The sequence below is a fragment of the Clostridium paraputrificum AGR2156 genome, assembly GCF_000424025.1.
GTDB classification, from domain to species: Bacteria; Bacillota; Clostridia; order Clostridiales; family Clostridiaceae; genus Clostridium; species Clostridium paraputrificum.
In genome coordinates, this window is sequence record NZ_KE384122.1 from 38,286 (window position 1) to 55,374 (window position 17,089).

Below are 17,089 nucleotides of genomic sequence, written 5' to 3' on the forward strand. Positions count from 1 at the left end.
TAAATATCTACCCCACATTTTTTAGTTTCATTTAAGTTTTCTATGGTAATATTATTAATAAAGAAGGTGAAAAAGTGAGAATTTTAATAGTTGAAGATGAGGTGCAATTATCAGAGGCGCTTGGTGCAATTTTAGAAAAGAATAATTATATAGTTGATAGAGTTTTTGATGGAGAAAGTGGATTAGACTATATTTTATCGGATATATATGATGGAGCTATTTTAGATATAATGCTACCTAAATTAAATGGAATAGAAGTATTGAAGAAGGCAAGAAAAGAGGGAATATCAACACCAATTATCCTTTTAACAGCTAAGGGGGAAGTGGAGGATAGGATTATTGGGTTAGATTGTGGTGCAGATGATTATTTGCCTAAGCCATTTTATGTTGAGGAGCTTATGGCAAGAATTAGAGCCTTAACTAGAAGAAAAGGTGAGGTACAAAGTGATAACCTATTGTCTTATGGAGATATTACTTTAAATATAGGTAATTTAGAATTAGGATCAAAAGAAAATAGTATTAAGCTTACTGCAAAGGAATCTGGACTTTTAGAATTACTAATTAATAGGAAGGATATGATTTCAAATAAAGATGATATTATAAGTAAGCTTTGGGGATATGAATCAGAAGCAGAACATAATAATGTTGAAGTATATGTATCATTTTTAAGAAGGAAACTATCCTATTTAAAATCTAAGGTAGCTATTAAAGCTATAAGAAATCTAGGTTATATTTTAGAATATAAAGATGGAGAATAATGATGTTTAAAAAGTTAAGGGTTAAATTTGTAACTACTTTAATGATTCTTTTTATAGCAATAGTAATAGCTATATTTTCTGCTATATATATTGGAACAAGCAAAAATGGAGAATACATGATATTTACTCAATTAAGTGATACTTTAAATGGGATGAAGATGTCTCCTAACGGAGAGATAGATGGGAGGGGCAAGCCTTTTAATAATACAACCTTTATTATCTATGATTCTAAGAATTCAAGATTACTTTATAATGATGCTTATAATATGGATGAAGATACCTTGGTAAATATAGTTCAAAAAGCAATAAATAATAAGAAAGAAAAAGGATTTATAAAATATAATAATTATAATTTTGCTTATCTATATAGAAATGGACCAAGAGGGATTGAGATGGTATTTCAAGATAGTACTATTCACCTAAATACTATAAAGAGATTAGTAATTACGTCATTTATAGTTGGACCAATTAGTTTGATTTTTTTATTTATAGTAAGCATATTTATAGCTAATAAATCAATAAAACCAGTTGAAGCAGCCTATAATTCACAAAAAAGGTTCATAGCAGATGCATCACACGAACTTAAAACACCATTAGCCATAATTAATACTAATATAGAGCTAATTAATAGTAATGAAGAGGACACTATAAAGAATCAGAAGAAATGGATTAATTATATATCCTTTCAAACTGAAAGAATGTCAAACCTAGTTAATAATCTACTTTATCTTGCAAAAGCTGATAATAATGAAGTTCTTGGAGTAATATCTAAGTTTAATTTAAGTGATGCAATTATGAGTCAATTATTAAGCTTTGAAGCAATAATGTATGAAAATAACTTAATGTTAGATTCAGATATTCAAAATGATATAGAGTTTACTGGAGATAAGGAGAGCATAAATCAAGTAATAGGAATACTAATGGACAACGCCATAAAACATTCCTATGAAAAAAGTTCTATAAATGTAGAGTTAAAAGAAAGAAAACAAAAAATATTATTATCAGTAACCAATAAAGGAGATACAATTCCTAAAGAGGATATAGATAAAATATTTGATAGATTTTATAGGGTAGATAAAGCAAGAGCAAGAGAAAAGGGTGGATATGGATTAGGTCTTTCTATTGCTAAGTCTATTGTGGAGAAATATAAAGGAAAAGTTGGAGTAACAAGTGAAAATAATATTACAACTTTTAATATTGAATTAAGCAATAAGGAAAAAGAATAACCTATTTAAAAGAATTACTTTCTAAGGGTAGTTCTTTTTTTATGTCTAGGGAAATATAAAATTTTAATTTGACTTGGAGGTTGCGGCTGAACAAGCAAAATAAATATCCACCCCACATTTTTTCTTTATGATAGGTTGATATTGTTAAATGTAGGTTAATATATATAAGTTATGTTAAAAATAGTGATATAATTGTTAAAAAATAATATTTTGGAGGGAGTCATGGTTTTTTTAAAGGAGTTTATTTATGGAGTGATAATAAGTATATCTCAAATAGTTCCAGGTATTAGCGGTGGGTCTATTGCGATGATCTTAGGTATATACGATAAGTTAATACATGCGGTAAATAATATAGTTAAGGACTTTAAAAATCAATATAAGATTTTATTTAGAGTAGGACTTGGAGCAATAGTAGGAATATTTCTATTTAGTAATATATTTAAAACTTTATTGGAGAAATATCCTATTCCTTTGGGATATATGTTTATAGGAATTATTTTAGGTGGAGCTCCATTAATGTTTAAAAAAGCTACTTCAAAGAAGTCATTTAGTCAAAGGTCTTTAGTGTATTTAGTTATTGGATTTGTAATTGTGTTACTTATGTCAGGAGATTACAATGGATATTCAGATGCTATAGTTAGTTTAACACCATTTATATTTATGTGGTTGTTTGTTGGAGGAGTAGTTATAGCTATAGCACTAATACTACCGGGAATAAGCGGGTCATTTATGTTATTAATTTTAGGCTTATATAATACGGTGATAACAGCAATAACTGATTTTAATATTCCAATACTTATTCCTATAGCATTAGGAGGAATAGTTGGAACAGTTTTAAGTGCAAGATTAATAGAGATGTTATTAAATAAATATCCTGAACAAACTTATATGATAATTTTTGGATTTATTTTAGGGTCTGTCTTTGGAGTATTTCCAGGCTTTGATGGAATAAATAGTTTAATAGGAATTGTCCTTGGGATAGTTGGATTTATTGTAACAAGTTATATATCTAAAGAAGATATAGAAGAATAGTAAGGGTAATAGAATTAATAAAGATAATAATGATGAAGAAGAAACATTACTAAAGTTGGTGTTTCTTCTTTAATTTTATGGACGAATATTAAAATTTCAGTTGAGTTATATGAAACTTGATAAGCTCTAATAAATAAGAAAAGCGAATTTTATTAATACTTTATTAGATTATTTATATATTTATATGAACTTAAAAATATATAAATATATAAATATATAGGAAAATTGGGTCATGAGCTGTATATGAGATATAATTAATTTAGATAAAAATAATTTGGGGAGAAGTTTATGAATAGAAACGAAATGTTAGAGAAGGTTAAGGAACAATTATCAAGAGATTATAATTGTAGCATAGAGGATTTTAATAAGGAAGAGAATTTAATAACAGACTATAAGTTAAGAGAGGGAAGAAGAAATTATGGGGATGAGTACAGTCCGATAAAAATACTTGTATTTGGTAAGAAAGCTATAATATGTGTATGTGAAGAATTAAGAGAATGGTGTGTGGAAAAGTTATTAAACTTTTCTGGTGAATGGATATTTTCTTTTAGAGTGTTAGGAGCATTAGAAAAGAAGCTAAATGATATTGGATATGAGGTTGATGATACCCATCAGTATTATTTGCCAAAGGAAAATGTAGAATAGGCTAATCCGATGACAAAAATAAAGTGGTATAATCAAGAAGAAATAAAACAGTTTGAAGATGATGGGAGATTTGATGAAGCTTTTGTTTTTGATGAGAACTACCCAGATGTTTTAGGTGTTGCGGCGCTAGATGAAGATGATAATATAATTGGGATGGCAGGAGCTAGTATGGATTCAGAAAACATGTGGCAAATAGGAATTAATGTTTTTAAAGGATGGGAAGGAAAAGGAATTGGGACAAACCTTGTTTATCTCATAAAGCAAAAGATACTAAGTCTTGAAAAAGTACCTTTCTATGGAACTGGTCAATCTCATGTTATATCTCAAAATATAGCAATTAAATCAGGATTTTACCCAGCTTTTTCTGAACTTAAAGCTAGAAAAAGAAAGATTAGTAATAAATAAGAATAAAAGAATATATATTTTATTAATAATATGGAAAACTTAGAAAAGTGTTTTGTACCAATGGTAGTTATGGTATAATATTCACGTTAATTAAGGAAAGCGGGGGATAAGCTAATGAAACATATTAAGACTATTAACAAGACTAACATCAAAAACAGCTTATGCAAACCAGGTTGTAAAGAGTGTGCTAACTCATGTCAATCTGCTTGTAAGACTTCTTGCACAGTTGCAAACTTAGAGTGCGAAAACTAATTATCAGAAGCAGTAACTTTAGTAAAGAAGTTACTGCTTCTTTACTAAGAGTTTGGAGGAGAAATAAATGTCATTAATTCATAAATTTGAACAAGGTGGAAACTATTTTATACTAGATGTTAATACAGGTGCTGTTCATGTGGTGGACGAGCTTGTTTATGACATATTAGATGATTCAAGTTTAAAATCAAAGGAAGAAGTATTAACTAATCTAAAAGGAAAGTACGAAGAAAGTGTTATTGGGGAAGCATACGATGAAGTAGAGGAACTAGTTAAAGAAGGAATCCTTTATTCTGGAGATCAATATGAAGAAATAGCTCATGGATCAATGGATGATAGAGACTACATAAAGGCTGTTTGTTTAAACATAATTCATGGATGTAACTTAAGATGTAAGTATTGTTTTGCTGATGAGGGGGAATACCATGGACACAAGGGTGTTATGGATATAGATACAGCAAAGAAGGCGATAGATTATGTTGTTAAGAGAAGTGGTCCAAGAAGGAATATTGAAATAGATCTATTTGGTGGGGAGCCAACTATGATTATGGATACTATAAAAGAAATCATTGCTTATGCTAGAGAGCATGAAAAGGAGTGGAAGAAGAACATTAGATTTACTATGACTACTAATGCTACTCTTTTAAATGATGAAATGATGGAATTCATGGATAAGGAAATGGGTAATATAATCCTTTCTTTAGATGGAAGAAAAGAAGTAAATGATAATGTAAGAATTAAGGTTGATGGAAGCGGTTCTTATGATGATATACTTCCTAACATAAAGAAGATGATTGATAAGAGAACAGAAGGAAAGATGTACTTTGTAAGAGGAACATTTACTAGAGCAAATACTGATTTTTATGAAGATGTTAAAGCTATGGTAAATGAAGGCTTTAGAGAAATATCAATAGAACCAGTTGTTCTTGAAAATGGACATCCTTTAGCTTTAAGAGAAGAAGACCTTCCAACTATATTTGATAACTATGATAAGTTATATGAAGAAATGAGAAGAAGAAAGGTAGAGGGAGACGAGTTTAAATTCTACCACTTTAATATAGACCTACAAGGTGGACCATGTGTTTATAAGAGAATTTCAGGTTGTGGAGCAGGATTTGAATATGTTGCAATAACACCACAGGGTGAAGTTTACCCATGTCACCAGTTTGTAGGTAAGGAAGAGTATAAGCTAGGAAGCATTTGGGATGATACTTATGATGCTGAATTAGGTAAGAAGTTTAAGAAGGCTCATATCTACAACAAACCAAAATGTAAGGATTGTTGGGCAAGATTCTATTGTAGTGGTGGATGCCAAGCTAACAATGTAAACTTTAATGGAGATATGAATATTCCATATGAAATAGGTTGTAAAATGCAAAAGAAGAGAATTGAATGTGCAATAGCTTTAAAAGCTGAAGAATTACAATCTTAGGAGAAAAGTTATGAAGGAATTCATCTTAGATAATGGAATGAAATTAATTTACGAGAATAGGCCTTCAATGTTAACCTCAGTTTCTATTGGTTTAGAAGCTGGGGCTTCTGTTGAAGATTGGCTTTTAGGTTTAGCACATGCTACAGAACATATGATATTTAAAGGCACTGAAACTAGAAGTGAAAAAACAATAAATGAAGAGTTAAGTAAAATATTTGGATTTTCTAATGCTATGACAAATTTTCCTTATGTAATTTATTATGGAACTTTATTAGGAGAAGATTTATATAAGGGGTTAGATATTTTTAGTGATATTTTATTAAACCCAAGTTTTCCAATAGAGGGATTTAAGGAAGAGATGGATTCAATCAAGGAAGAATTAAATGAATGGGATGAGGAGCTACAACAATTTTGTGAGGATAAGCTTCTCATCCATTCTTTTAATAAAAATAGATTGAAGTACCCTATAATAGGAAGAATAGAAGATTTAAATAGAATTACTTTAGAGGATATTAAAGATTTCTACAAAAGATATTATTCTCCTAAAAATGCTGTAATAAGTATAGTATCAGATCTAACGTTTGAAGAAGTAAAAGAAAAGGTTGAAAGATACTTTGGGGGATGGAAGGGGGAAGAGGTAGAAGTGCAAGATTCTATTGAAATTCCTAGACTAGGAGAATATATAGACTTTAGAGAAGGGATAAACTCCTGTAGAGTAGAGATGATTTTTACTATAAGCAATTTAACTCATGAAGAAATTAAGTCTTTTAGAATATTTAATGAATTCTTTGGAGAAGGAATGAACTCTATACTTTTTGATACCTTAAGAACTAAAAATGGGCTAGTTTATGATGTTATAACAACAATATCAAATGAAAAGCATATAGGACTTTATAAAATAGAGTTTAGTACATCTAAAGAAAAGTTAGATAAATCACTAACTTTAGTAAAAGAGGCTTTTAATAATGTTGAGAAATATGAGAAAGATTTCACTAAGGAGAAAATAGAGGAACTTTATAAGAGTATAAAGTTAAAGAAATTATTTAAAGAAGAACAAAGCATTAGATTAGCAAACAGCATGACTACTTATGCCATAATGTTTAAAGATACTAATATTTTCACAGATATGTTAGAAGGAATAGAAAAATTAACATCCAAAGACATAATTCATGTAGCGAAAAAGGTTTTAAAAAATCCTTCTATAGAAATTATTATGCCAAGGGGGCTTTATGAATAAAGAATTACCATTATTACAAGCATTAATAGATTATCATAAAGAAAAAAACACTATTTTTTCTATGCCAGGAAATAAGTGTGGTCTTGCTTTTTCTAGAGATGAAATAGGAAATTACTTAAGAGAAAATTTAGGAAGCCTAGATATAACAGAAGTAGATCCATTAGATAATCTTCATCATCCAGAAGGAGTAATTAAAGAGTCACAAGAACTGTTAGCAAAGTACTATGGGGTTAAAAAAGCATATTTTTTAGTAAATGGAAGTTCAAGTGGAAACCTATCTTCAATATTTTCTGCCTTTAATGAAGGTGATGAGGTATTGGTAGAAAGAAACTGCCATAAATCAGTTTATAATGGACTGATATTAAGAAAACTGAAGGTAAGATATATTGAACCGGTGGTTTTTGGTGATGGGGGATTATTCTTACCTCCAGATAAGAATAATATATATTCTGTTCTTCAAAAGTGTGACAATCCTAAGGGAATTATATTAACTTATCCTAATTACTTTGGAATATCTTATGATATGGAAGAGATAATTAAAGACCTAAAGAAAAGAGGTTTAAAGGTAATTATTGATGAAGCTCATGGAGCACATTATGGATTATGTGAAAACTTACCTAAAAATATTGCACCCCTTGCAGATTATACTGTAGTAAGTGCTCATAAGACTTTACCAGCATTGACAGGAGGAGCTTACCTATTAGTTAATAAGGAGAATGAGAATATAGATTTCTATATAAGTTCATTTATGACTACATCACCATCTTATTTAATAATGGCATCTTTAGACTATGCAAGATTTTACTTGAGCAAATATGGAGAAGAGGATTATAGAAATTTAATTAAGAAAGCTGAAAAAGAAAAGAAGAAAGTTAATGAATTAGGTAAGGTAAGAGTTCTTTCAAAGGAAGAATTACCTAAAGGGTATGATATAGATTTAAGTAGATACGTATTAGTTTTACCTAAAGGATGTAGTGGTGGTAAACTTCAGGATTATTTAAGAAGTAAGAAAATACAATGCGAAATGAGCTTTTTCTCTGGAGTTGTATTACTTTTATCACCTGCTAATGTTGATAACGGTTTGGAAAAACTTTACAAAGCTTTAGAAGAATTAGATATGGATTTACTTATGAATGAGGAAAAGTCTATAAAGTTTAATTCTGTTATCCCTGAAAAGGAAATGGAACCTTATGAGGTGTTTAATCATAAAGGAGAATTGGTTAAGCTTGATTATGCAAAAGGGAGAGTTGTTAAGGAAGCTATTGTACCTTACCCACCTGGGATACCGCTAGTTTCTAGTGGGGAGAAGATTACCCAGGAAATAATTGAAGAAATAAAGGGATATTTGAATGAAGGAATAAGTATTTTAGGAGTTCATGGGGATAAAGTTTTAGTTGTTAAGAAATAAAGTAAATAATATTAGGTAACAGACGAATAGGAGTTTAAAAGAAAAGTATAGAGAATTATACTAAATACAGAAAGAGATTATCCTCATATGAGCTAGAAAGTAATAATGAACAGTATAATGACTATATTAATGAATTAAAAAAGATTTATGAAAAATATAGCGATAAAGGACAGCTTATAATGCCGAATTTAACACGTAGCTATGTAGGAGATGTGTAGAAAATTAATCTGTAAAATAGTGTGGAATAATACAAAGGGACAAAAATATAGGAGGAGTTATATGAGTAAATTTCAATGGGAGATAATCAACGAGTCAATTAAGAAGGTCAATGAAGATATTACTTATGCAGATGAAAATATGGCATGGGTACTAGATGGAGCTACAGGATTAACAGATAAAAAATTAACTTCATTTGAAAGCGATGCAAGATGGTTTGTGAATAAATGGGATAAATATTTAAAAGATAATTTAAATGATAAATGTAAAACTATAAGAGATATAGTTTTAGAAGGGATAGTAATAATTAGAGATAGATTTTATAAAGAGTGTGGTTTAAATTATATAGAAGAAATAAAAAGGCCATCAGCATCTATATCAATAGTTAGAAAAAATGAAGATATAATTGAATACTTTATGCTTGGAGACTGTACACTTCTAATAAAGGATATAGATAATAATGTAGCTAAAATTAAAGATACATCATTAGAGAAGTTTGATAATAGGGCTATAAGTGAAATGCTTAAGGTAAGAGATGAAAATAATATAAGTTGGGTAGAAGCAAGGAAGATTATTAATCCAATTTTAATAGAAAATAGATTGTTGAAAAATACTCAAGATGGATATTGGATATTAGAGTTTAATGAAGAGGCTGTTAATCATTGTATTGAAGGAAAGTTCTTAGATAAGGAAATTAAGAATTTAGCTCTAATGAGTGATGGCTTTGCTGCAATAGTTGATACTTATAAGCATTTTAATGAAGCTGAATTAATAGAAAGATTAATTGATTTAGGTGCTGAGAATACTTATGAGTTAATAAGAGAAATTGAAGAAGAAGATAAGGATATATTAAAGTATCCTAGATTAAAAAAAGGGGATGATTCCTCTATAGTTTTTTTAAATAATTATGAATGTTAACACTTAAGTTTAATAATATTGGAGAGATGATATGATTAGATAGGGATAAAATTACTTTTCTTGCTAAAAATATAATTGTATCTTAGGATAGGAGGGTAATTTTATGTATAGTAGCATATTATTTAGCACAATAATTAAAGGTATTTTAGTGTATATATTAGCATTAGTTCTTAGTAAGTTAATTGGTATCAAAATTATTTCACAAATGAATTTCTTTGATTTCGTAATGGGAGTATCTATAGGATCAATGATTGCAAAAATTATAATTGATAAAGATCATGTGGTTTTTTCAGGAGTTATAGCATTAATAGTTTTTTCATTGTTAACTATATCAACTAGCTACTTAAATTTAAAAAGCTATATAGCTAGAAGCATAGTAAATGCAAAGACTCTAATATTAATAGAAAATGGGCGTATTATTGATAAGAATATAAAAAAACTTAGAATTACAATAAATGAGCTTATGATGAAGTTAAGGGAGAAGGATGTTTTCAATATAGAAGATGTACAATTTGCAATAATGGAAAGCAATGGCCAGTTATCAGTTTTGATTAAAGCAGATAAAAAGCCAATAACCCCATATGATATGAATATAAAGGTAAAGAATCTTTCTTTGATAAATGATATTATAATTGATGGAAAAATAGTGGATAAAAATCTTCAAATAGTAGGGGTAGATGAAAAGTGGCTAAAATCTGAACTTAAAAAGAAAAATATAAATGCTATTGAAGATGTTTTTTATGCAGGTGTAGATCAAAATAAAAAACTTACTATTTCAGAAAGATATCCTGATAACTTTAATCCAGAGAAAAAGTATGGGATAGAGTAGGGGAAAATATTCTAATACTATGTATTAATAAATTAAAGCATTAATTTTTGCTGATATTTATTTTTCAATTAATTAGTATATAAAATAATATTACTTTGTGTATAAATTATTATTACTAAGTTTTTTATAAATTATATTTTAATTGGGGTGTTGAGATGTATACAGTGGGGCAAGTGGCAAAAATTTTAGGGATATCAAGAGATACATTAAAGTTCTATGAGGAGAAAAATTTAATTAATCCTAAACAGGATGAAGAAAATGGTTATAGAAAATACAATTTTAAAGATATTTATGAAATAGTAACAGTTAATTTTTATAGGGATATAGATATAGAAATTAAGAAGATACAAGAAATTAAAAAGAGTGATGATTTAAATACAATAGAATCTATATTAAATGAAAAGCAAAGAAAGATTGAAGAAGAAATAGAGTATAAAAAATTACTTTTAAAACGCATTAAAGACATCAAGGAAGATTGTAAATCAATAAAAGAAAGTTTAAATAAGTTTACTATTAGGAAAATGAAGCCAATAGTAATAACAAATGAAATAAATATGAAAGGTAATGTTATTGAAACTTATAGTGAAATATTAGAAAAGTATGATTACTCCACTAGATTAAAAAAAGCTGTAAATTTATCGGGAATTTCGAGAATAGTTTATTTTAATAGCAAAACTGTGATAGAAGAGAGATATGTTTTATATGATAAGCTGGGGAAAAGTGGTTGTGAAAAAAGAGAAGTTATATCTTATCCTAAATGTATATATATAGTAATAGCAGTACCTGTTGATAAACAATGTGACAACGTTGATGAAAGTATGGTTACGTCAATTTTAAGGAAAGCTAATGAATTAGGTTATGAGACTATGGGAATAGCTTTTGTAAATCTATTGTTTAATGGATATAAAGATGAGGAAAATATTGAATATTTAGAGATATATACACCAGTAAAATAAAAGTGAATTTATTTCACTTTTATTTTTTTGCTAAAAGCTATTGACCTAGGAGTTAGTCACACCTTTAAACTAAGTGATGTAGAGAGAAAAGCTAATTAATGTAAGGAGAGGGTTTAAAGATGAATATATTAGAGGTTAATGGTTTAAAGAAAAAATACACTACTAACTATGTAGTTAATGGAATTTCCTTTGAAGTAAATAAAGGTGAAATATTAGGTTTTTTAGGTCCTAATGGAGCAGGAAAAAGTACAACTATAAATATTCTTTCAACAGCACTAAGAGCTACTGAAGGAAAGATAAAGTTCATGGGTAAATATATTTCAGAGAATAAATCTGAGTATAAATCTTCACTTGGAATAGTACCTCAAAGCTTAGCCATATTTGAAAATATACCTGCCATTGAAAATGTAAAATATTTTGCAAGTTTTTATGGAATAAAGGGAGAAGAACTAAAAAGGAAATCAGAAGAAGCTTTAGACATGGTGGGACTTCTAGATAGAGCTAAGGATTTACCAAAGACTTATTCTGGTGGTATGAAAAGAAGATTAAATATAGCTTGTGCATTAGCACATGGTCCAAAGCTTTTAATTTTAGATGAACCTACTGTTGGAATTGATCCACAATCAAGAAATCATATTTTAGAATCTATTAAGACGTTAAGGAAAAGAGGAGCAACTATTATATATACAACCCATTATATGGAGGAAGTTGAAGCTATATGTGATAGAGTTCTTATCATGGATAGGGGATTAGTTATAGCAGAGGGAACTTTAAAGGAATTAAAAGAGAGCATGGAAGAGAGCACAGTTTACAATATTTCTGGAGAGGGAATTGAAAATATAGAAAAAACTTTTTTTGATTCAATTGAAGGAGTAAATAATGTGGAAGTGAAGGATTCATTAATAGTGAGTACAAGAAAAGATTCTAACAATCTAGATAAAATAATTTTAAAACTTATTAATGAGAAGGTAAAAATAAAAAATATAGTAACTGAAGAGCAAAATTTAGAAACTATATTCTTAAATTTAACAGGAAGAAATTTAAGGAATTAGGTGAGCGGAATGAATATAGTAAATATGATAAAGTTTCAACTTAAATTAATGTGCAAAACACCAATAATGTTCATGATGTTTTTTGTTTATCCAGTACTATTAACAGCAATAATAGGGTATTTAACCCAAAGTAGTTTTGGTGGAGGGGTATCCTCTTATGAGTATTATTCAATAGGAATGATGATTTTTATATTTACAAGTTCAGGACTTATTAGTTCATATAATTTCCTTGATGAGAATGTAAAGCAGGGAAACGTAAGAACTATGTTTACTCCAGTTAAGAACTTAGGAATATATCTTTCTGAAATAATAAGTGGAACAATTTATTCTTCTGTTGCTATCGCAATAACAATGCTAATTTTTAGCCTTTTATTTGGAGTTAATTATAACGGCAATGGAATTTTAATTTGTGTTTCATTCGTAATACTTTCTTTCATGTCAAACTCCTTGGGAATGCTTTTATGTGCAACAATAAATAATATTGGAGCAGTAAATATGGTTTTTAATATAGTACAAACAGTTTTATGTATACTTGGAGGAGCTTTCTTTTCTTTGGAAGCTTTAGGTGAAATACCTGCAATGATATCCAAGATATCACCAGTAAAGTGGCTTATGGATGGACTTTTAAACAGTATGTATGATAATAATAATTTTATTCTATTTGTAATAATAGGAATTAATATTATTATAGCAGTAATGCTTATTGGATTAACTTCTAAAACATTTAAAACTGAGAAGTATTTATAAAGGGGTAAAATATATGAGAAATATATTATTAGTAATGAAAAATAATTTATATAGATTTACAAAAGAGAAAGTAATGATGACAATGGTAGTTGGAGTAATGCCAATTATAATTTGCTTAGGAGTATACTTTAATGGTATGGATAGCATAAAGGGTAAGATAGCTGTTGTAGGGGCAAGAATAGAAGAAAAAGAAATGATTGAAGGTTCTATGATGGATAATGAAAAGGTCAAGGTGGAATTTTTAGAAGAATCGCCAAGCAAAACTGAGCTTATAAAGGGAGTTTACTTAGCAGAAATAAATTTTCAGGGGAATGAACCTAGTGTGATTTCATATGGAAAAGATGATATAAAAAAGACTTTGGAAGCTAACTTAAAGGGTGAAGTTTATGTAGGAGATGACAATAATGCTACGGTACAAGGGAAAATAATTGGATTTTTAATAATGTTCCTATTCTTTGGAGCAACTACAATGGTTATGGATTTCTTTTTGGTTGATAGAGAAAACGGAACTTATACCAGAGTATTAAGTGGGAAAATATCTTACTTTCAATATATTACAGGTCAAATGCTATATTCAACAGTTATTTTAACTATTCCAAGCACAATGTGGTCAGTTTTCATTTTAAAAGTGCTAAATGTTAATTTAGAGATAAGTTATTCACTATTTACTTTTTTATTATTGTTAGTAGGAGTATTAAGTAGTAGTTTTGGAATGTTTATATCAACAATTTTTAAAGATAGGGCATCAGCATCAATGGGAGGTTCTATAGTTGTTATGATAACTTGTCTTTTGGGGGGATGTTTAATAAACATTGCAGATAGTAATAAAGTTATTGGATTTATTAGAAATATACTTCCACAAAAAAGATTAATTGATTTATCTAATAACTTTAATAATACTGATTTAATCTTTGTAATTTTTTCTATTTTAGTTTTCGGTTTGATAAGTGTAATTTTAGGAGAAAGACAATATAAAAATGGTGATTTTTTAGTATAAATAAGGGAATCTATATAATAATATGTATTGTTAGTTTAATTAAAAGAAGTATGATTTATCAAAATAAAGAATTAAGCCAATGATGCTAGTATCATTGGCTTATGTTATATGTAATATAAATTAATAACAAAAACATCTCTTTTTTGAGGTAAGGAAAGATAAGAACTTCTCTTCTGCATCAGATAAACAATAATTTTTTCTTACCACAATGTTATAGTTAAAGTCTGTATTAAATTCTTTTATATTAATCTTCTTTAAAGATCCTGTTCTAAGCTCATGAGTAATTGATAGTTCAGGCATAAAAGCAAATCCTCTTCCTGATATAACTGATGATTTTATAGCTTCCGATGAATTTAATGAAAGTAATACATTTAAGTTATTAGTTGAAATGTTTTTCTCACCTAATGATTTTTTTAATATTGATAATGTTCCAGAGCCATCTTCTCTTAAAATTATAGGTAGTGTTGTTAGTTCATCTATAGTAATATTCTTAAGCTCGGACTTGTTACTTCCTACTAAAATAAGTTTGTCTGATATTATCTTTTCTGTAACTACATTGTCAGGAATATTGTCTAATTCATGTATTATACCTAAATTTGTATCATGGTTAAGTAGCTTTTTTAATATATTTTCAGAGTTATCTATATCCATTGAAACATTTATATTAAAGTAAATTTCTTTGAAGGTATAAATACTGCAAGGAAGTATTTGTTCTCCAAGGCTACTACAAGCTGAAAGAAATAGTCTAGATTTCTTTTCCTTTAGGCTTTTAAGTTTTTTATCCAAATTATGTTGCAATGAAAGCATTGATTCTGCAAATTCAAAGACAACTTGTCCTTCCTCCGTAAGAGAAACACCCTTATTACTTCTTATTAATAGTTTTTCTCCAATTTCATTCTCAAAGTTTTGTAATTGCATACTTAATCCAGGTTGTGTTAAATGTAGTTCTTTTGCTGCTTTTGAAATACTATTACATTTAACCGTTGTATAGAACGATTGCATATAGGATAAGTTCATATATACTCCTCCACCCTTTTCCTTTAGTATTTATCAACATAATTATATCATTAATTTTAATTAAATTTATTATATATAATAAATTATTATTGTACATAAGGGATTCTTATTATGCAAGGGGAAACTTGGATGGTAATATAGAGACAAGAAGACAAGAAAAGACAAATATACTCTTGAAAGATAAAAAAATAACAAACTATAAATAAAGTTAGAGGGATGATAAGAAATGGGGAAGAAAATTGTTATAGTTGGTGGAGTAGCTGGAGGAGCATCTGTTGCAGCTAGATCCAGAAGACTAGATGAAAGTAATGAAATAGTAATGTTTGAAAGAGGACCTCACGTTTCTTTTTCAAATTGTTGTTTACCATATCATTTAAGTGGAAAAGTAGAAGATCATGAAGATTTAGTGTTAATGAAGCCTGAACAATTCTTTAATCAATATAGAATTGATGCGAGAGTTTTCACAGAAGTAGTATTTATAGACAGAGAAAATAAAGAAGTAACAGTTAGAAACGTTGTTACAGGAAAAGAATATAAGGAAAGCTATGATAAGTTGATCTTATCTCCAGGGGCTAAGCCTATAGTTCCACCTATTCCAGGTATAAATAATGCTGATATCTTTACTGTAAGAAATGTTGTTGATATAGCTAAGCTTAATACTTTTATAAAGGAAAAGAAGTGCAAGAATGTTTCTGTAATCGGTGGAGGGTTCATTGGAGTTGAAGTAGCTGAGAATTTAAAAGAAGCTGGTTATAGTGTATCTCTTATAGAAGCTATGGATCAAATAATGAAGCCATTTGATGTCGATATGGTACAAGTTTTACATAAAGAAATTTATGATAAAGGAATTAATTTAATTTTAGGAGATAAGGTTGAGGCCTTTGAAGGAAATAATGTTGTTTTAGCTTCAGGAAAGAGAATTGAATCTGATGCTATAGTTATGGCTATTGGAGTAGTTCCAGAAACTGATTTAGCTAGAGAAGCAGGATTAGAAGTTGGAGTTACAGGAGCAATAAAAGTAAATCAAAACTACATGACTAATGATAAGGACATATATGCTGTTGGGGATGCAATAGAGGTATTTAGTGCATTAACTAGAACAGCTACAAAGCTTCCACTTGCAGGCCCAGCGCAAAAGCAAGCAAGAGCAGTAGCAAATCATATTCATGGGATACCAGTTAAAAATACAGGATTTATTGGGTCATCATGTATTAAAGTATTTGATTACAACGGAGCTTCAACTGGTTTAACAGAAGGTCAAATTAAAGCTCAAAAATTAGATATTAATTATGACATAGTGAGAGTTATACCTCAAGATAAGGTTGGATTAATGCCAGAAAGTGAACCGCTTCACTTCAAGCTTATATTTGAAGTACCAACAGGTAGAATTTTAGGAGCACAAGCAATAGGTAAGGGAAATGTAGATAAGAGAGTTGATATTATAGCAACTTTAATTAAGTTCAATGGTACAGTTGAAGATTTAGCTGATTTAGAACTTTGCTATGCACCACCTTTTGGAACTGCCAAGGATGTAGTTAATCATGCAGCTTTAGTAGCATCAAACATTCTACAAGGAACTTTTAAACAAGTATATGTTCAAAATGTAAGAGAATTAGTAGAATCTGGTGCATTCATAGTTGATGTTAGAGAAAAAGATGAATATGAATTAAGCCATATTGTTGGAGCTAAAAATATTCCATTAAGTGAAATAAGAGATAGATTAGATGAAATTCCAAAGGATAAAAAGGTTTATTTACATTGTAGAAGTGCTCAAAGAAGCTATAACGCTTGTTTAGCATTAGGACATTTAGGATTTGACAACATATATAATGTTTCAGGCGGATTTATGGGAATAAGTTTCTATGAATATTTCCATGACCAAGTAACAGATAGAGAGAAGATAGTTACAGATTATAATTTTGACTAAGTTTATCATAAAGGATAGTTATTACTATCCTTTGA

The 17,089-nt window shown here is 28.8% G+C and carries 17 protein-coding genes; 16 read left to right on the top strand and 1 reads right to left on the bottom strand.

Features of this window, described 5'->3' with window-relative positions; all coding sequences use genetic code 11:
- Positions 1-74 precede the first annotated feature (74 nt).
- From G594_RS0114775 to G594_RS0114835, 15 genes are all read left to right on the top strand, one after another.
- The gene (locus G594_RS0114775) at positions 75-758 is read left to right on the top strand and encodes a response regulator transcription factor (protein WP_027099265.1); all 684 of its coding nucleotides are present in this window, start codon (positions 75-77) and stop codon (positions 756-758) included.
- A 2-nt stretch (positions 759-760) separates the two neighbouring features.
- Positions 761-1,984, top strand: a complete 1,224-nt coding sequence (locus G594_RS0114780; RefSeq protein ID WP_027099266.1) for a sensor histidine kinase — start codon at positions 761-763, stop codon at positions 1,982-1,984.
- Between the two features lie 222 nt (positions 1,985-2,206).
- Positions 2,207-3,016 carry a DUF368 domain-containing protein gene (locus tag G594_RS0114785; protein ID WP_027099267.1) on the top strand — a complete coding sequence of 270 codons (810 nt, stop codon included), beginning with the start codon at positions 2,207-2,209 and terminating at the stop codon, positions 3,014-3,016.
- A gap of 288 nt (positions 3,017-3,304) precedes the next feature.
- Positions 3,305-3,661 (top strand): hypothetical protein, encoded by a 357-nt coding sequence (locus G594_RS20585; protein WP_242829737.1) that lies wholly within the window; start codon positions 3,305-3,307, stop codon positions 3,659-3,661.
- A 9-nt stretch (positions 3,662-3,670) separates the two neighbouring features.
- Positions 3,671-4,066 carry a GNAT family N-acetyltransferase gene (locus tag G594_RS20590; RefSeq protein WP_242829738.1) on the top strand — a complete coding sequence of 132 codons (396 nt, stop codon included), beginning with the start codon at positions 3,671-3,673 and terminating at the stop codon, positions 4,064-4,066.
- A 114-nt stretch (positions 4,067-4,180) separates the two neighbouring features.
- Positions 4,181-4,318 (top strand): six-cysteine ranthipeptide SCIFF, encoded by a 138-nt coding sequence (scfA, locus tag G594_RS19985; RefSeq protein ID WP_003371542.1) that lies wholly within the window; start codon positions 4,181-4,183, stop codon positions 4,316-4,318.
- Positions 4,319-4,385: 67 nt separating this feature from the next.
- Positions 4,386-5,750 (top strand): thioether cross-link-forming SCIFF peptide maturase, encoded by a 1,365-nt coding sequence (gene scfB, locus G594_RS0114795; RefSeq protein WP_027099268.1) that lies wholly within the window; start codon positions 4,386-4,388, stop codon positions 5,748-5,750.
- Between the two features lie 10 nt (positions 5,751-5,760).
- On the top strand, positions 5,761-6,987 hold the full coding sequence (locus tag G594_RS0114800) for a M16 family metallopeptidase (protein ID WP_027099269.1): 1,227 nt from the start codon (positions 5,761-5,763) through the stop codon (positions 6,985-6,987).
- On the top strand, positions 6,980-8,395 hold the full coding sequence (locus tag G594_RS0114805; protein WP_027099270.1) for an aminotransferase class I/II-fold pyridoxal phosphate-dependent enzyme: 1,416 nt from the start codon (positions 6,980-6,982) through the stop codon (positions 8,393-8,395). Before G594_RS0114800 ends, G594_RS0114805 begins: the two co-directional genes overlap by 8 nt.
- A 279-nt stretch (positions 8,396-8,674) precedes the next feature.
- The gene (locus G594_RS0114810; protein WP_027099271.1) at positions 8,675-9,529 is read left to right on the top strand and encodes a protein phosphatase 2C domain-containing protein; all 855 of its coding nucleotides are present in this window, start codon (positions 8,675-8,677) and stop codon (positions 9,527-9,529) included.
- Positions 9,530-9,632: 103 nt separating this feature from the next.
- Complete coding sequence (locus G594_RS0114815) at positions 9,633-10,358, top strand: DUF421 domain-containing protein (RefSeq protein WP_027099272.1); 726 nt, start codon at positions 9,633-9,635, stop codon at positions 10,356-10,358.
- A gap of 155 nt (positions 10,359-10,513) precedes the next feature.
- Complete coding sequence (locus tag G594_RS0114820; RefSeq protein WP_027099273.1) at positions 10,514-11,314, top strand: MerR family transcriptional regulator; 801 nt, start codon at positions 10,514-10,516, stop codon at positions 11,312-11,314.
- Between the two features lie 119 nt (positions 11,315-11,433).
- A complete protein-coding gene (locus G594_RS0114825; RefSeq protein ID WP_027099274.1) occupies positions 11,434-12,366 on the top strand; it encodes an ABC transporter ATP-binding protein in 933 nt (310 codons plus the stop codon).
- Between the two features lie 9 nt (positions 12,367-12,375).
- Positions 12,376-13,113: an ABC transporter permease gene (locus G594_RS0114830; RefSeq protein WP_027099275.1), complete on the top strand. Its 738-nt coding sequence runs from the start codon at positions 12,376-12,378 to the stop codon at positions 13,111-13,113.
- Between the two features lie 13 nt (positions 13,114-13,126).
- Positions 13,127-14,110, top strand: coding sequence for an ABC transporter permease (locus G594_RS0114835; protein WP_027099276.1), 984 nt, complete (start codon positions 13,127-13,129; stop codon positions 14,108-14,110).
- Between the two features lie 120 nt (positions 14,111-14,230).
- Here G594_RS0114835 and G594_RS0114840 read toward each other — a convergent pair whose 3' ends face one another.
- Positions 14,231-15,127 (bottom strand): LysR family transcriptional regulator, encoded by an 897-nt coding sequence (locus tag G594_RS0114840; protein WP_027099277.1) that lies wholly within the window; start codon positions 15,125-15,127, stop codon positions 14,231-14,233.
- A gap of 226 nt (positions 15,128-15,353) precedes the next feature.
- Between G594_RS0114840 and G594_RS0114845 the strand changes: the two genes are divergently transcribed.
- A complete protein-coding gene (locus G594_RS0114845; protein ID WP_027099278.1) occupies positions 15,354-17,054 on the top strand; it encodes an FAD-dependent oxidoreductase in 1,701 nt (566 codons plus the stop codon).
- Positions 17,055-17,089 lie beyond the last annotated feature (35 nt).